Here is a 16819-nt window from a genome sequence, read left to right on the forward strand (position 1 = left end):
AGCTCGACGTGAAGGAGAATGAAGTGGCTCGTGTTGTCGTTGTAGGTGGCGGTTACGGTGGCGTGACTGTTGCAAAAGGACTCGATCCCATCGCTGATGTGACGCTCGTTGAACAAAAAGACCAGTTTGTTCACCACGCAGCTGCACTGCGCGCAGCCGTAGACGACGTGTGGCAGGAAGCAATCTTCATGCCCTATTCGAACTTGCTGACACGAGGCGAATTCGTTCACGGCACTGTTTCTCAGATTGTCGGTAACACCGTCCATATTTTCGGTCGCGAACCTATCGAAGCGGACTACGTTGTTCTTGCAACCGGCGCAACATATCCCTTCCCAGCAAAGTACTCGTCAGCGAAGTCCGTTGTTGCAAAGGCGCGGTTGAACCAACTGCACGAAAACCTTGCTGGCGCACGCTCCGTCATGCTAGTCGGTGGTGGCACCGTCGGTATCGAATTTGCCGGCGAACTCGCATACGCTTACCCGGACCTTGACATCACAATCGTCGAGAAGGCCGATCAGATTCTTTCTGCCCCCGGCTACTCCGAAGACCTGCGTCAAGAAATCTCCACGCAACTGGCTGAGCTCGGCATTCGCGTGATCACCGGTTCTGAGCTTGCTTTCCTGCCTCCGCACAACGTTGGCGAACTCGGTCACTTCCATGTGTCGACCCGCAAAGGTGAAGATGTTGAAGGCGATATCTGGTTCCAGTGCTACGGCTCTCGCGCGAACACCGGCTACCTCGCCGGTACCGACTACGAGCCCGTGTTGCGCCCGAACGGCACAATCCGCGTTGGTAAGAGCTTGCAGGTCGAGGGCCATGACCACACGTACGCCGTTGGCGATCTGACGGACGTTCCCGAGTCAAAGCGTGCTGATGCTGCTCGCCAGCAAGCACGCGTTGTCATCGCAAATATTTCGTCTCAAATTGCCGGCGATCAGCCCGAAGCAATCTACGAGCCTACGAAGGAATGGGTGATCCTTCCGCTGGGGCCGAATATGGGTGCATCGCAGCTGGTTGACTCTGAAGGTGTGTCTCGCATCGTCGGTGCTGATCAGACAGCAGAAATCAAAGGCGCTGACCTGATGGTTTCTGTTATCCGCTCGCAACTTAATCTTCCGTGAGCCCAGCTCGCATAAGGTCTAGGATCTTCTCATGACTCATGATCCTCGCGTAGCGCTTGACGCATTGATTGCAGCCTTTGAAGCTCATTACGTTGCATGTTCGCAGGCAACCGATGATGACTCTTCGACGCTCGAAGAAGCAGAGAACACTTTGCGCGATGCGTTCTTCACCTACGACGACGAACTGTTCACACAGTTCGGTGTCGAGCTTCCCTTCGATCTTCTCGACGATGATTACGACGAAGATGATGAGGAAGAGGACGATGATGAATCCTACGATGAGGATTCAGACGATTCGGATGATGATTTCATCGACATCGATGACTGAGTGATTCTAAGAATTCTTGTGCGGCGCGATATCAGACGCTTGTTTGATATCGCGCCACACTGTCTGGTCAACGTCGCGTTTGAAAGCCCAAAGCTGAGGGCTGGGATCTAAGAAGTATGCGTTCTTACGAGTACGCGACTTCGTTGAGCACTTGGCGAATCGGGGCAGGCAGAGGCTCGGTTGAGTCAAGGATGTGGTCAAGCTGTCGTACATTTCGCGGACCGCAGATTGCTGAGGCAATGCCCGGCATATCACGTACCCATGCAAGAGCAACGTCACCTGGATTGCGATCAAGCCCTTGCGCGGCGCGAACAACTGCTTCAACACGTCCCGCATATTCGTCGGTCAGGAAAGGAGCAACAGTGGGCAACATATGTTCGGTAGCCCCGCGCGAATCCGGGGGAGTGGAATGGCGGTATTTTCCAGTTAACACCCCGCCGGCAAGTGGAGACCGAGCAAATACACCCAATCCTTCGCCGGCCAGATGTGAACGCAAGCTATGGGTAGCCGGAGCAGTTAACAGGCTGACGGGAAGCTGCGCTACCGCTGGCTGAACAAGCCCGTGCTCACCAAGGCGGGTTAGGGCGCAGGCTGTTGTCCAAGTATCCCAGCCAGAAAGACCGACATAGTGAGCGCGCCCTGAACGGGACGCTGCTTCAAGCACACCCAGCGTTTCTTCGAGCGGGACACTGGGGTCGGGCTCCGCCATCCACACGTCCACATAGTCGGTATCTAAACGAGCAAGAGCATCGTCCAGGCTGCGCAACATGTCACCACGCCCAGCCGAGGAAACCCAATGACCTGACTGGTCGCGACGGGTTGCTCCCCTCCACGCAATCGTCAGGCGGTGGTGCCCGACCCGGTTCATCGCTGCCCCAAGAACGTCGGTGGCCATTCCTTCGCCGTTCATCGGCGAACATTCAACAAGCGTTCCACCCGCATCGACAAAGTGAGAAAGCATTTCCCATGCTTCTTCACCATCGGTGTCGCGTCCCCACGTGAGCGTGCCCAAGCCAAGCGACGAAACCCTCAGACCACTGCGACCGCACTGACGAATTTCCATAGCCTCTAGCCTAGCCGTGTCAGGTTGCACAGGTTTCGTGGCACACCGCTTCGCCAATACGTGCCAATAGCCCGTAGAGTTTCGACTATGACTTGGTTCGATGCGATTTTTCTTGGCCTCGTGCAGGGACTTACTGAGTTCCTGCCGATTTCATCTTCGGCTCACCTTAGGATTCTCGGGGAACTTGTCGGCAATGCTGACCCGGGCGCGGCTTTTACTGCCATCACCCAGATCGGTACTGAAACCGCAGTCCTCATCGTGTTCTGGAAAGACATTGTCCGGATCGTGTCTTCTTGGTGGAAGTCGCTTCCTATTCGTCCGCGTGAAAAGCGTCTGAGCTCAAGCGATCCCGACGTCCGCATGGGCTGGATGATCATCGTTGGCTCGCTCCCGATCGGGATCCTTGGTCTTCTATTGGAAGACTGGATTGACGTTTCCTTCCGTAACCTGTGGATTACAGTTGTCATGCTTGCCCTTTTCGGTGTTCTTTTGGGTATTGCTGACCGCTATGCTCCTCAGAAACTCACTCTTGACCATATGTCCTGGCGCGACGCGATCCTCTATGGCCTTGCCCAAGCAATGGCCTTGATCCCCGGCGTCAGCCGCTCGGGTGGAACGATCACGATGGGACGCGCATTGGGCTACACGCGCGAGGCAGCAGCCCGCTATTCCTTCCTTCTTGCCATGCCAGCAGTTTTCGCATCCGGTCTGTACAAGGTGTACAAGGTCTTCTCTGGCGGAGATCACGTTGATGTTGCCCCAACCGTCGTCGCCACACTGATCGCGTTCGTTGTGGCATGGGCAGTCATCATCTGGTTCCTCAAGCTGGTTTCAACGAAGTCATACAAGCCGTTCGTGTGGTACCGAATTGGCTTGGCTATCGTCGTTGCAATTCTGCTGGTGACCGGAGTACTCACCGCAGCGTCAACTGCGGTGATGTAGCTGATTGCCCAGTTCTTTCGCCCAGTATGGGGGGTCTACGTGGGTTCCTGCATTGAAGCGGGGACCCGCGTTTGCAGTAGGCGCTGAATGCCGTCTGCTGGCGCATCGGGAAGCACCCCGTCAAAGAGAGGACAGTGGGCGCGCACACCGCACCAGTTGCATAGCGGATTGTGTCGAGGCGCGAATTCCCCACGCTTCGCATCACGCTCAATCCGATCCCAAATATCTGACACTTCGTCTTCGAAGCGTTCAATGTCATCGGCCGTCGGATCAAATGTCAGGGTCTGACCCGCTTTGATGTAGACCAACTGGGTGCGCAACGGCATCCGATCGGTGAGTTTCAACAGCAGGGCGTAGAAGCGCATCTGGAACAGGGCCTCGTCTTGGAAACGGGGCGAAGGCGCCTTACCCGTTTTATAGTCGACCACACGCAACTCCCCAGCAGGGTTACGGTCAATGCGATCGATGAAGCCACGCAGGCGCACGCCGTCGTGAGTGTAAGCATCCACACGTTTCTCACGCGCAACTGGTTCTAGGCGCTGCGGATTTTCGAGTGTGAAATAACCGCGCACAACATCACGGGTCTCGTTGATCCATTGATCGAGCGCGGCCTCGTCGTCGAACATCGCAACAACATCATCTAAAGAGTCTCTTGTAGCAGCCCACTCTTGGTCGAAGAGTCCCATTGCCGTATCTTCATTTCGGTCCGCTTGAGCCACATCGAAAAGCTTCTCCAATACCGAATGCACCAGCGTGCCGGCAGCAGTTGCACGCGTGGGAGGTTCTTTGATGCGATCGACCACATGCAGGCGGAACTGCAACGGGCATTTCAAGTATTCCTTGGCTCGCGAAGCAGAAAGAGCGGGGTCGAAAGAACCTGAAATACGTGGGTTCGACTCGGTAGTGGCAGTCATAGGACAACGGTAACGCGAAACGTGTTCACCAGCAGATCTCACAGTGGGAGCTGTGGATAGCCGCGATAGACTTTCTGGGATGAATACACAGCCAGATACAACCGATAACTACGCACCGCTTGGCCAGCAGAATCGGCGTGGTCTCTTGGAAGAAGGTGATCGCGTTCAGGTTCGTGATCCAAAGGGGCGATTCCACCAAGTGATTTTGACGCACGGCGGAAAGTTCCAGTCGAACCGTGGTGAGTTTTTCCATGATGATCTCATCGGCAAACCCGATGGGCAGGTCATTACGACTGAAGAAGGTCGCCAGTTCCAGATTATGCGCCCGTTGATGGTCGACTACGTGATGTCGATGCCACGAGGTGCAGCGGTTGTGTATCCCAAGGATGCCGGAGTCATTACGCACATGGGCGATATTTTCCCCGGCTCAGTTGTCGTTGAAGCTGGTGCGGGGTCCGGCGCATTGTCGATGGCGTTGTTGAACGCGGTTGGTCCGACTGGGCGTCTGATCTCAGTTGAGCGTCGCGAAGAGTTCGCCGATATCGCACGAGGAAATGTCGAACTCTGGTTTGGTGCGCCGCATCCTGCGTGGGATTTGCGCGTCGGCGACTTAGCTACCGAATTGGAAGCGATGGACCCGGCCAGTGTTGACCGCGTAGTCCTGGACATGCTGGCGCCTTGGGAAAACCTTGATGCTGTTTCACACGCTCTGATCCCCGGTGGCGTGCTGGTCTGCTATGTCGCGACGGTTACGCAGCTGTCGCGTCTTATTGAAGACTTGCGTGCAAGCGAGAACTTTACGGATCCGATCACCTGGGAAGACATGCGTCGTGAATGGCACGTTGACGGTTTGGCTGTCCGTCCCGAGCATCGCATGGTTGCTCACACTGGTTTCCTGTTGGTTACGCGCCGTCTTGCTCCGGGAATTAACCCCCAAGAAAGGTCGCTTCGTCCCGCGAAGTCGTCTGAAGGTCTGGGTGGCCAGTGGGATGACGTTGATGAGTGGAATGAACAAAACGTTGGCGTTCGAACGGCATCTGAAAAGAAGTTGCGCAAGGTTCGTCGTGATGTGACGCGTCAGGCTGACCAGTGGGTTGAGGGAAGGATCAGCACAGATGAGTGATGACTTCCACGCAACTCGCATCGAAGAGATGCAACGCCTTGTTGTCTCTCTGGAAGCCAAGAATGAGCGCCTTGCCCAGGCACTATCCCAGGTTCGCGGACAGTTGGTGAAGGTGCAGTCTCAGCTCCTTGAAGTGAATCGTCCGCCACTCACGATGGCCGTGTTTGTATCCGCGGATGTGCCTTCGCGTCAGATTGAAGCGATCGTGAACGGTCGTCGTATGCGCCTCGCTGTTGCACCTGACCTTGATCTTTACTCGCTGTCGTATGGTCAGTGGGTGCGCGTCGACGACAAGATGGTCGCCGTTGCCGCTGACGGATTCTCGAGGTCTGGTTCAATTGCCTCGATTCTTGAGCTGGTGGGTGATGACCGCGTGCTGGTTGCAGGCGAAGCTGGCCAGGAGCATCTGCTGATGTTGGCAGGCCCTCTACGTCACGGTAATCTGCGTCTCGGCGACGCATTGATGGTGGATCTACGTAGCGGAATCGCGTTGGAAAAGATTGTGCGATCCGATGTCGAGCAGCTTCTCACCCCAGAAACTCCCGATACGACGTACGACGATATCGGTGGTTTGGATGCGCAGATTCGTCAGGTCCGCGACGCAATTGAGCTTCCCTTTAGTCATCCCGAGCTCTACCGCGAGTACGGTTTGCGTCCGCCCAAGGGCATCCTGCTCTACGGTCCGCCCGGATCGGGTAAGACGCTTATTGCAAAGGCAGTCGCAAATTCCCTGTCGGGTCGGACAAGTGGCGTGAAAACCTACTTCTTGTCAATCAAAGGTCCAGAGCTTCTGAACAAGTTTGTTGGTGAAACTGAGCGACACATTCGCGCGATCTTCGCGCGAGCCCGTTCACTTGCTGCTGGCAATATCCCGGTCGTCATTTTCTTTGACGAAATGGAAGCCCTATTCAGGACGCGTGGTACCGGTATCTCATCGGACGTAGAAACGATGATCGTTCCCCAGCTTCTTGCGGAAATGGACGGTGTCGAGGCCCTGGATAACGTCATCATCATCGGCGCCTCGAACCGTGCTGACATGATCGATCCTGCCGTCCTTCGCCCCGGCCGACTGGACGTGCGCATTCGCGTGGATCGGCCCGATCGCGCGGGGGCCCGCGACATCTTTTTGAAGCACTTGAACACTGACGTGCCACTTCGTGATGATGAAATCGGCGTCGGCATGACGCTCGGCCAGGCACTCGGAAACATGGTCGACCAGGCACTTGACGTCTTATTCCGCGAAGATGAAACGACTGCGCTCTTTGACGTCGTGCTGGCATCTGGACGCACGAAACGCATTCACCTTGGGGATATCGTCTCTGGTGCCATGATCGCCGGAATCGTTGAACGCGCAAAGAAACATGCGATCAAAGACTCGCTAACAGGCGGGGGATATGGCCTGTCGGCGAAGCACCTGCTTGCCGGTGTTAAAGAAGAAATGGGCGAGTCTATTGAACTCGCAGTCTCTTCGTCTCCCGACGACTGGGCGCGCACCATTGGTCTGCGTGAAGAAATCGCATCGATCGTTGCCTTGGAGGCCTGAGATGACCCACGTGATTGGAACCGAAACCGAGTACGGCGTCTATCGCCCGGGTGATGCATGGGCGAACCCCATTGCACTTTCGTCGCAGGCGGTTCGTCTCTACGCTGAGATTTCTCGCAATGGGACGCCGGCACAGGGGGCTGCACCCGTTCGCTGGGACTATCGGGCTGAGGATCCGCTCAACGATATGCGCGGTATCCGCTTGTCACGTGCGGCCGCCGACCCCTCGTTGCTGACGGACGATCCATATCACTTGGCGCCGTCGGGTGGTAGTGAGCAGATTGAACGCCCAACTCCAGAAGAAATGGCTTTGCCTGCACAGACCACCGCGGTTTTGACGAACGGTGCACGCCTGTATGTCGACCACGCTCATCCGGAGTATTCCGCTCCAGAAGCGTTGGGTGCCCTTGAAGCCACCCTCTATGACCGCGCCGGCGAGGTGATCGCCCGCCGGATTATTGAAGAATCGCTCAAGGGCGAAGAGGGTCCTATCGTCCTGGTGAAGAACAATACGGACGGTAAGGGCGCCGCCTACGGAACTCACGAGAACTACCAGATCACCCGCAGTGTTGACTTCGACGATGTGGTTCGTGGACTGACTCCGTTTTTTGTTGCTCGACCGGTCATGTGCGGTGCTGGACGCGTGGGTCTTGGACAGAAGTCTCAAGTTCCAGGGTTCCAGATCTCTCAGCGAGCTGACTTCGTCGAAAACGAAGTGGGCTTGGAAACCACCTTTAATCGCCCGATCATTAATACGCGCGACGAACCGCACGCGAATCCGGCACACTACCGGCGTCTGCACGTCATCGGTGGCGACGGCAATATGTTCGATGTCTCAATCCTTTTGAAGCTTGGCGCAACATCGCTGGTCTTGTGGGCAATCGAGCAGGGGATTGGGCTGGAGTGGGAAGCCCTCGCGCTCGATGACGCCGTGCAGGAAACATGGAACCTTAGCCACCACCCGAATCTTGATTACAAGATGAACACGGCTGGTGGACGCGCATACACGGGACCTGAATTGCTTCAGGTGTATTTGGATCTCGTTCTTGCAACCTTCGACCGAATGGGCATCAGCCCCGAAGGTGAAGACCACGCGATTCTGACCCTCTGGCAGGACGTCCTTGATCGTATGCGCGCTGATATATTCTCTGTTTCCACTGAAGTTGAATGGATCGGAAAGTACCAGCTGTTGGGTCGAAAAAAGGATCGTCTGGGAGTTGAGTGGAACGACCCCCGTTTGACGGCGATGGACTTGCAGTGGGCTGATCTTCGCCCGGAGTACTCGCTTGCTTTGAAGCTGGGTAAAGCCGGACGCATCAAGAGACTCTTTAGTGACCAGCAGGTTGAAGATGCAGCCTCTCAGCCTCCGACAACGACCCGCGCCTTTGCCCGCGGTCACGCTGTGGCGTCACGTCCAGACTTGGTGAAAGCCTCGTGGACGTCCCTCGTCATTGATCCGGGGCAGGGGAATCTTATCCGCTATCCGATTGCGGATACTGCGCAAACACGTAGCCCCGTGGAATGATCCGCACCGGTGGAATAATTTCACATCGTAAAGAAACACAGGTTTAGGAGATACGAATGGATATCCGTCAACTGTTTAGTCCTTCGGGGGACAACGACGAATTCGACGATACCGAGGCTGCTGGCCAGGTCCACGCCCAGACTCAGTCGATTGATGATCTGCTCGACGAAATCGACTCTGTGCTTGAAACGAATGCAGAAGCGTTCGTTCAGGGCTTCGTCCAGAAGGGTGGCCAGTGAAGTGAGGCGTCGCGTAGTCGGCATCGAAACTGAATATGGCCTGATGAGCGCCGCACCGCCCGGGGTTCCAGCAATGGACGCCGACATGGCTGCACGCAAGCTCTTTGAACCGTTGCTACATCGGGGACGATCATCGAATCTCTTCTTACGCAACGGTGGCAGGCTCTACCTTGATGTTGGCTCGCACCCCGAATATGCGACTGCTGAATGCGATCGCCTAGAAGACCTGTTGAACCAGGATCGCGCAGGCTCATTGATGCTCGCGATGCTGGTAGCTGATGCTGATCGGTCACTTGAAAAAGAGGGGAGCGCTGAGCGTCTGCACCTGTTCCGCAATAACGTCGACTCGCAGGGAAACTCGTGCGGTTGCCATGAAAACTACCTTCTGCACCGTCGTCGTGATTTCCGTCAGGTCGCAGATGCTCTAGTTTCATTCTTTATCACTCGCCAGATTCTGGTGGGCAACGGTCTGATTCGACGTAATGCCTCCGGTGCGACGCTCGCTTTCTCCCAGCGCGCTGAGCAGATGTGGGATGCCGTTTCATCCGCAACAACGCGTTCACGCCCGATCATCAACACCCGTGACGAACCGTTGGCAGATTCCGGTTCATACCGTCGTATGCATGTGATCGTTGGCGATACGAACGTTGCCGAGCCAACGACTGCGCTCAAGGTGGGGGCCACCGAGATGCTTCTTCAAGCAGTTGAAGACGGCTTGCATATCGAAGACCTGGCGATGGCTGACCCCATGCGGTCCATCCGCGAGATTTCCATTGATTTGACCGGTGGAACTGAAGTCGAACTTGCCGATGGTCGTCGCTGGACTCCCGTCCAAATCCAGCGTGAGATTCGCGAACGTGTCTTGGGCACAATCGACACCGCAGAGCTTGACGATACGCATCGCTATGTTCTTGATCTCTGGGAACGCGGTTTGAACGCGATCGAATCCGGCGATTGGTCTCCGATCGACACCGAACTCGATATCGCTATCAAAGCCAAGCTCTTCTCGTCCTACGTTTCAAAGGCAGGGACGAACCTTGCAGATCCGCGTGTGGCTCGTTTGGATTTGAGCTACCACGACATTACCGGCAGCTCCCTGCTTGACCGTATGGAGGCGTCCGGCCTCGTGAGACGACTAACGAAGCGCGAAAGTGTGCAGGCGGCCGTGAATACCCCGCCTGCGACCACCCGCGCTCATCTACGAGGCCGCATCATCGGCGCTGCCGAAGATGCACGCGTTGACCTGAGTGTTGACTGGGTTCACGTGCGCGTTGACGACTTGTCGGCTTCCCCGCTTTCACTGCAGGATCCTCTGGCCAATGAAGATCCGCGCGTGGATGAGCTCATTGGAAAGATCGCGTCCTGGTCACCGGTGCTTCCCGCATGAGCATGATTGATCTTTTCACACCCTCGCATAGGCATGGTCTGCGCAATCTAATCATTGCGTTGCTTGCCATCGTCGTGGTTGCTGGCATCGCAATCGTCGCCGTAGTACACGCGACCCACAACGAGTCGGGCTCATCGAACGTGCAGAGCATCAGAGGCCCCCTTGACTCCGTGTCAGTCTCGGGTCGTATTGGCGCGATCCCTGTTGTGACCATGGGACAGCCAGTGACGGTGAATCTCGCAAAAGCCAAGGTTCTTGAGACCGGAACTGGGCGGGAAATTACGAAGGATTCACCGATTCTGCTGGCTATCACCTCGTTCGACGGTAAAACAGGCGAGAACCTGTCCGCGGATGGGCGCCCCGACCTTGTTGTCGGATCCGCAGACCAAGCAACCTTGAACGATGCTCTTCTTGACATTGTCGTTGGACTTCACGAGGGATCACGAGTCCTTGTCGCCCATCCGTTGGCTTCGTCCCAGGGTGAGGCCGCGAAGGCGAGCGATCAGGACACTGAGCTTCTCGTGATTGATATTTTGTATTCGATCGCGAATGGTAGTGAAGACACCGGTGAATCCTCTGGGGTCCTGTCTGTGAAGATGACCGACGAAGGCCCTGTGATCGAACATGGAAGCGATGTTCCCACGGACGTGACAACCCAGATCCTAATCAAAGGTGAAGGACAGCAGGTCACATCGAGCGATCAGATTGTGGTTCAGTACGCCGCAGTGGGATGGAACGACGGCGTTGTTCGAGCATCGACATGGCAGACGGGCAAGCCAGAGGTCGTCTCAATGCTCACCGCGATGACCGGCTTGAAGCAGACTCTTGTTGATCAACGTGTGGGATCGCGACTGGCGATTTCCATTCCGCCCGATCTGGCGAACGGTGACGACACTTTGTGCATCGTCATCGATATTCTGGGCACTGAACCAGCTTCCGATAATGCGTCTCAGTCGGATGCTTCAGCCGAGCATACGGGCGTAGCTCCGTCAGATTAACCGGAGTCTTCTTCCGACGCGCAGAGCACCGCCGAAGAGTAAGCGGAGCGAAATACAGTCCGAATACCGCTAACGTAAGTGACAGCCAGTCAGCCAGTAGTTCTCCCACACATGCTTTGCATGCACACGGCAGGACTGTCCTAAGGTAGTGAAGAGACCTCGACGAAGAAGGATAAACATGAGCGTCGCACTGAGAATTATCCCGTGCCTTGATGTGAATGCTGGGCGCGTCGTGAAGGGCGTGAATTTTCAGAATCTGCGCGATGCTGGAGACCCTGTTGAGTTGGCTAAGCGCTACGGGGCTGAAGGGGCTGACGAAATAACTTTCCTTGATGTGAGTGCGTCGACTGAGAACCGTGGCACGATGCTTGACGTCGTGTCGGCCACGGCGGAACAGGTGTTTGTTCCTTTGACCGTTGGCGGTGGAGTTCGGACTGGCCAAGACGTGGCGACACTACTCAAAGCGGGCGCTGACAAAGTTGGAATGAACACCGCTGCAATCGGCAACCCTGACGTGATTTCCGAGGTTGCGGATCGTTTCGGTAATCAGGTTTTGGTCCTGTCCGTTGACGCTCGGCGTTGCCCGCCCGGCGTTGAAACATCTTCGGGCTTTGAAGTGACCACTCACGGTGGAAAGCGGTCGACCGGTATTGATGCGCTCGAATGGGCGATGGATGCCGAGCGCCGTGGTGTGGGTGAAATTCTGCTGAACTCAATGGATGCGGATGGGGTGAAGCAGGGCTTCGATATCGAGCTACTGAATCTCGTGAAAGAACGCGTGCACGTGCCGATTATTGCTTCGGGTGGCGCCGGAACGGTTGAGCATTTCGTTGAGGCTGCTCGCGCGGGAAGCGACGCGATTTTGGCGGCGTCCGTGTTCCACTTCGGTGAAGTAGCGATTCGCGACGTGAAGATGGCATTGGATCAGGCCGGTTTCCCCGTTCGCATGTGATACACCACGGCCTTGCACGGTCACTTGTGAAAGACTGGAGCCATGCTCAGATGGCTTACCGCAGGTGAATCACACGGTCCGGCTTTGATCGCTGTCATTGATGGTGTTCCAGCCGGTCTTCGTATCGAATCTGACGATTTTGTTCGGGCTCTAGCCCGTCGTCGTCTTGGCTATGGGCGTGGGGCACGCCAGTCTTTTGAGAAGGACGTCGTGCGTATCGTCGGCGGTGTCCGTCATGGTATGTCGACGGGTGCTCCGATTGCGATTGAGATTGCGAACTCAGAATGGCCCAAATGGGAAGTTGTGATGAGCTCCGATCCAGTTGCCCCAGATCTTCTGCTGATTGATGCCGGTACTGGCGACGAACGTGAGATTGCGCGGAACAAGAAGCTGACTCGCCCGCGTCCAGGTCATGCGGATCTTCCAGGAATGCTGTCGTACGGTTTTGATGATGCCAGACCAATTCTGGAGCGTGCGAGTGCGCGTGAGACCGCCGCTCGTGTGGCGCTCGGTTGCGTTGCCGAGGCGATTTTGGACCAGGTGGCCGGTATTCGTCTGGTCAGCCATGTTGTGCAGGTGGGAACGCAGATCGCAACTGATCCTCATCTTCCGACTCCGGATGATGAGGGTGCTCTGAACGAATCTCGCATGCGTACCCTTGATACCGAGCTTGACCAGCGTTTCGTTGATGTCGTCGACGAAACGAAGAGGGCCGGGGACACCATCGGCGGTGTCGTCGAAGTGATTGCGTGGAACGTGCCCATTGGTTTGGGAACACACGTGAATGCCCAGCGTCGTTTGGATACGAAGGTTGCGGCTGCGCTGATGTCGATCCAGTCTGTCAAAGGTGTTGAGATCGGTGATGGTTTTGCTCAGGCGGCGTTGCGGGGCAGTGTTGCTCACGATGAGATCGTGAAGGGTGACGACGGGCATCTGCGTCGTACGTCAAATCGTGCCGGTGGTATCGAAGGTGGTACCTCGAATGGTCAGCCGATTGTTGCTCGTGCTGCGTTCAAGCCGATTTCTACGGTTCCGCGTGCTCTTCGTAGCGTGGATCTTGCGACGGGTGAAGAGTCCGTCGGCTTGCATCAGCGTTCTGATACCTGTCAGGTTGTTCCCGGTGCTGTCATTGCGCAAGCTGAGCTCGCGCTTGTGCTGGCCGATGTTCTCGATGGCCACGCCGGAGGAACGTCGGTAGAGGAAATGCGTCGCAATCTTGGCGCATATATCGTGTCAATTCGGGAGCGTGCATGAGTGTCTCTTCACCTTCATCGATTCGACTGCATCTTCCGCTTGTTTTTGTTGGATTGCCCGGCGCGGGTAAGTCGAAGGTTGGGCGCCTTGTTGCCGCCCAGCTTGGGGTTTCCCACGTGGATACTGATGACCTCATCGAAAAGAGCGCAGGTAAGTCGATTTCGCAGATTTTTATGGACGAGGCCGAGCAGGGTTTTCGTCAGCGTGAGATTCGCGCGGTGCATCAGGCTGTGCAGATGGGTGGGGTGATCTCGTTAGGCGGTGGTGCTGTGACATCTGAAGAGGTTCGCGATGCCCTGCGTGATGTCTGTGTCGTCCATATTCATGTAGAACATGATGAGTTAGTGCGTCGGGTGACGAAGAAGGCTCACCGCCCTTTGCTTCGTGAAGATCCTGATGGGATGCTCCGCCAACTGCGTCGCGAACGTTTGCCACTCTACGAGGAAGTAGAGACGATTCGGCTTGAGTCTGACGATGGGCCTGCTTCAGAGGTTGCCGATCGCGTGGTGGATTTGGTGGATCTTGGATGGAAACGGATTCACGTTGGGGGAGATGCTCCCTACGACGTGTGTGTTGGTCACTCGATTCCAGTCAGCGCGATTGTAGGAGCATTGCGATCCGATGCTTCGAAGGTACTGATTGTCCACGCCCAGCCTCTTGTGACGAAAGCACGCGAGGTCGCAAACGGTCTTGAAACGATGGGCTTTGAGGTGGGTATTGCTACGCACCCCGATGGTGAGGCGGGCAAGAGCCTCGACGTCGTTGCACGTCTCTGGGATGAAGCTGGGCGCATGAAGCTCGGCCGAGCAGATGCTGTTATTGCCATTGGTGGTGGTGCAACAACTGATATGGCGGGTTTTGTTGCAGCAACGTGGCTACGTGGGATCGGTTTGATTAATATTCCGACGACCTTACTAGCCATGGTGGATGCTGCAGTTGGTGGAAAGACGGGAATCAACTCATCAGCGGGCAAGAATCTGATTGGCTGCTTCCACCCGCCGTTGCGCGTGATCGCAGACCTCGATTATCTGTCCTCGTTGCCGGAAAAAGACTTCGTAGCTGGTCTCGGCGAAGTTGTGAAGTGCGGATTCATTCGCGATACGGAAATTCTTCGCATTATCGAAGGAACCGACACGAACCTCCTGAGCGATCCGCGCTCCAGCCAGATTCGAGAGCTGATCGAACGTGCTATCGCAGTGAAAGCGGATGTTGTTTCAGCTGACTTGAAAGAATCGGGATTGCGCGAAATCCTCAACTATGGGCACACGCTGGCTCATGCGATTGAAAAGTGCGAGAACTTTTCGTGGCGTCATGGTGAAGCGGTCGGCGTCGGATGCGTGTTTGCCGCACACCTCGGCGTTGTTCGTGGACTTCTGACAGATGCCGACGTTGAACGTCATGTCAGTGCATTCTCACGAGTTGGCTTGCCGGTTACCTATTCCGGTACGTCCTTCGATGAATTGCTGGACGTCATGCTCTCAGATAAAAAGGTGCGAGCAGGTCAGCTCCGTTTCGTTTTGCTTGATGGCATTGGAAATGCGGCGACCTATCGGATATCGCCTGATGAAGCCAGGCAGACAGCTGCGCGTTTGGGGATCGCATGACAATCGAGTGTGTTGATACTTCTGTGGCGGGCACTATCCGTGATAGAGATTCATCTGGGGTCCCCGGCCTCGTCCTTGTGGGAGTTTCCGGTGCGGGAAAGACAGCGGTTGGCCACGCCATTGCTTCGCTGACCGGAATGCACCTGGTTGAAACTGACGACCTTGTTGAATGCCAGAGCGGCAAAAGCGTTGCACAACTGATCATCGGAGGCACAGGGGATGTGGAGCAGGTGCGAGCAGAATGTGCGCTTCGGGCGCTCGGTAGCGCAGGTGCAATCGTCACAGTTGGTGCCTCGCAAATTGAGAACGAGGCCGTGGCCAGCAAGCTTCAACGCTTAAACGATCAGGGGGCCACAATCGTTGAGCTCTATGCCGACGTGAGTGAAGTGGCTCGACGCGAGGGACTGAATAAACCGCGTTCGGTTGGCCTGGGTGCACCACGGGCAATGCTCAGGCTGATGATTGCAAACCTGCATGAAAAATACTCAGAGATCGCTAATGTGTTAGTTGATACACGCGGTAAAACCGTCGATGAGGTTAGTAGAACCGTTATCGAACAGTGTAAAATCGCCTTGATTTCTTGAAAAACCAAAGTGAGGTATATCTGTGGCAACGACGAATGATCTGAAGAACGGCACAGTCATGGTCATCGACGGCCAGCTGTGGCAGGTCGTTGAATTCCAGCACGTCAAGCCGGGTAAAGGCCCCGCATTCGTGCGCACCAAGATCAAGAACGTGATGAGTGGCAAGATCGTCGACAAGACCTTCAACGCCGGTCTCAAGATCGAAACCGCAACCGTTGACCGTCGCGACATGACGTACCTGTACCAGGACGGCACCGACTATGTTTTCATGGACGAAAAGACCTACGAGCAGATCAACGTTCCCGAAGAGATCGTTGGCGATGCCCGTAACTTCATGATCGACAACCAGTCCGTCATCGTTTCCCAGCACGATGGCACTGTCCTGTTCGTTGAACTCCCGGCTACTGTTGTCCTGACCATCACGCACACCGAACCCGGTCTGCAGGGCGACCGTTCCTCGGCAGGCACCAAGCCCGCAACGCTTGAAACCGGCTACGAGATCCAGGTCCCGCTCTACATGGAAGAAGGCACTCGCATCAAGGTTGACACCCGCGATGGTTCTTTCTCGGGACGTGTCAACGACTGATGTCCAAGGCATTTCGTTTCACTTCACGAACGAAAGCTCGCAAGCGCGCTGCTGACGTCGTTTTTGAAGCAGATCAGCGAGGCATGGGGCGTAACCCCGACGTCTTGCGCGATCTTTTGCGTCAGCGCAAAGTGATCACGGCAGCAGAAACCCCGCTTCCGGAATATTCGATTCAAGCAATCGAAGGTGTCGCTGATAACCTGCGTCGCATTGATGATTTGATCGAAAAGCACGCGAACGTAGCGGGCCTTGATCGAATCGCCGGTGTTGACCTGGCGGTTATGCGCGTTGGCGTGTGGGAAATGCTGGACAACGACGATGTTGCGAACATCATCGCGATCGATGAAGCAATTGCAATTGTGAAGTCGATTTCTGGTGACGGGGCTCCGCAGTTCGTCAATGCTGTTCTTGACGCGATTCGACGTGAACTCGAGGCATCCCCGTGGTCGCGTCGTAGTCGTGACAATGACGCTGACGTGTCGGCTCCCGGTGATGATGCGTCCAGCCTGGCAGGCTCAGATGAGGCTAGCTCCCCTCAGACGCAAGATTTGAGTGTCGATGAGCTTGAAGAGCTTGACGAGTTGCTCGACGAATACTGAGCAGGTTGGCTTGTAGTGGCGGATCGTAGCAAAAGCTATGGTCCGCCACTTGCTTTC

The 16819-nt window shown here is 55.8% G+C and carries 17 protein-coding genes; 15 read left to right on the top strand and 2 right to left on the bottom strand.

Annotated elements, in window-relative coordinates; translation table 11 throughout:
• Positions 1-23 precede the first annotated feature (23 nt).
• Entirely contained in the window at positions 24-1121 is a 1098-nt protein-coding gene (locus PG731_RS04350; protein WP_270772454.1) for an FAD-dependent oxidoreductase, read from the top strand.
• A 31-nt stretch (positions 1122-1152) separates the two neighbouring features.
• Positions 1153-1449 (top strand): DNA primase, encoded by a 297-nt coding sequence (locus tag PG731_RS04355; RefSeq protein WP_270772382.1) that lies wholly within the window; start codon positions 1153-1155, stop codon positions 1447-1449.
• A 124-nt stretch (positions 1450-1573) separates the two neighbouring features.
• Here the strand turns inward: PG731_RS04355 and PG731_RS04360 are convergent, their stop codons facing one another.
• Positions 1574-2512 carry an aldo/keto reductase gene (locus PG731_RS04360; RefSeq protein ID WP_270772384.1) on the bottom strand — a complete coding sequence of 313 codons (939 nt, stop codon included), beginning with the start codon at positions 2510-2512 and terminating at the stop codon, positions 1574-1576.
• A gap of 87 nt (positions 2513-2599) precedes the next feature.
• Between PG731_RS04360 and PG731_RS04365 the strand changes: the two genes are divergently transcribed.
• Positions 2600-3454: an undecaprenyl-diphosphate phosphatase gene (locus PG731_RS04365; protein WP_270772385.1), complete on the top strand. Its 855-nt coding sequence runs from the start codon at positions 2600-2602 to the stop codon at positions 3452-3454.
• 35 nt (positions 3455-3489) lie between these two features.
• Here PG731_RS04365 and PG731_RS04370 read toward each other — a convergent pair whose 3' ends face one another.
• Positions 3490-4368: a RecB family exonuclease gene (locus tag PG731_RS04370; RefSeq protein WP_270772386.1), complete on the bottom strand. Its 879-nt coding sequence runs from the start codon at positions 4366-4368 to the stop codon at positions 3490-3492.
• 79 nt (positions 4369-4447) lie between these two features.
• Between PG731_RS04370 and PG731_RS04375 the strand changes: the two genes are divergently transcribed.
• The 12 genes from PG731_RS04375 to nusB all read left to right on the top strand — a co-directional run bounded on the left by PG731_RS04375 (position 4448) and on the right by nusB (position 16762).
• Entirely contained in the window at positions 4448-5491 is a 1044-nt protein-coding gene (locus PG731_RS04375; protein ID WP_270772388.1) for a tRNA (adenine-N1)-methyltransferase, read from the top strand.
• Positions 5484-7034, top strand: coding sequence for a proteasome ATPase (arc, locus tag PG731_RS04380; RefSeq protein WP_270772390.1), 1551 nt, complete (start codon positions 5484-5486; stop codon positions 7032-7034). Before PG731_RS04375 ends, arc begins: the two co-directional genes overlap by 8 nt.
• A 1-nt stretch (position 7035) precedes the next feature.
• Positions 7036-8559: a depupylase/deamidase Dop gene (gene dop / locus PG731_RS04385; RefSeq protein ID WP_270772392.1), complete on the top strand. Its 1524-nt coding sequence runs from the start codon at positions 7036-7038 to the stop codon at positions 8557-8559.
• 56 nt (positions 8560-8615) lie between these two features.
• On the top strand, positions 8616-8798 hold the full coding sequence (locus PG731_RS04390) for a ubiquitin-like protein Pup (RefSeq protein WP_101628190.1): 183 nt from the start codon (positions 8616-8618) through the stop codon (positions 8796-8798).
• A gap of 1 nt (position 8799) precedes the next feature.
• Positions 8800-10185 carry a Pup--protein ligase gene (pafA, locus tag PG731_RS04395; RefSeq protein ID WP_270772394.1) on the top strand — a complete coding sequence of 462 codons (1386 nt, stop codon included), beginning with the start codon at positions 8800-8802 and terminating at the stop codon, positions 10183-10185.
• Entirely contained in the window at positions 10182-11183 is a 1002-nt protein-coding gene (locus PG731_RS04400; RefSeq protein ID WP_270772397.1) for an FKBP-type peptidyl-prolyl cis-trans isomerase, read from the top strand. The genes pafA and PG731_RS04400 overlap by 4 nt, the downstream gene beginning before the upstream one ends.
• Before the next feature lie 178 nt (positions 11184-11361).
• Positions 11362-12135 (top strand): imidazole glycerol phosphate synthase subunit HisF, encoded by a 774-nt coding sequence (gene hisF, locus PG731_RS04405; RefSeq protein WP_195224340.1) that lies wholly within the window; start codon positions 11362-11364, stop codon positions 12133-12135.
• 42 nt (positions 12136-12177) lie between these two features.
• On the top strand, positions 12178-13389 hold the full coding sequence (gene aroC, locus PG731_RS04410; protein WP_270772400.1) for a chorismate synthase: 1212 nt from the start codon (positions 12178-12180) through the stop codon (positions 13387-13389).
• Positions 13386-14993, top strand: a complete 1608-nt coding sequence (aroB, locus tag PG731_RS04415) for a 3-dehydroquinate synthase (RefSeq protein WP_270772403.1) — start codon at positions 13386-13388, stop codon at positions 14991-14993. The genes aroC and aroB overlap by 4 nt, the downstream gene beginning before the upstream one ends.
• On the top strand, positions 14990-15577 hold the full coding sequence (locus tag PG731_RS04420; protein ID WP_270772405.1) for a shikimate kinase: 588 nt from the start codon (positions 14990-14992) through the stop codon (positions 15575-15577). Before aroB ends, PG731_RS04420 begins: the two co-directional genes overlap by 4 nt.
• Positions 15578-15599: 22 nt before the next feature.
• The gene (gene efp, locus PG731_RS04425; protein ID WP_006680989.1) at positions 15600-16163 is read left to right on the top strand and encodes an elongation factor P; all 564 of its coding nucleotides are present in this window, start codon (positions 15600-15602) and stop codon (positions 16161-16163) included.
• A complete protein-coding gene (gene nusB / locus PG731_RS04430) occupies positions 16163-16762 on the top strand; it encodes a transcription antitermination factor NusB (RefSeq protein ID WP_101628183.1) in 600 nt (199 codons plus the stop codon). The genes efp and nusB overlap by 1 nt, the downstream gene beginning before the upstream one ends.
• Positions 16763-16819 lie beyond the last annotated feature (57 nt).

Source organism: Pauljensenia sp. OF14-1SRA (assembly GCF_027694595.1).
Lineage (GTDB): Bacteria > Actinomycetota > Actinomycetes > Actinomycetales > Actinomycetaceae > Pauljensenia > Pauljensenia turicensis_B.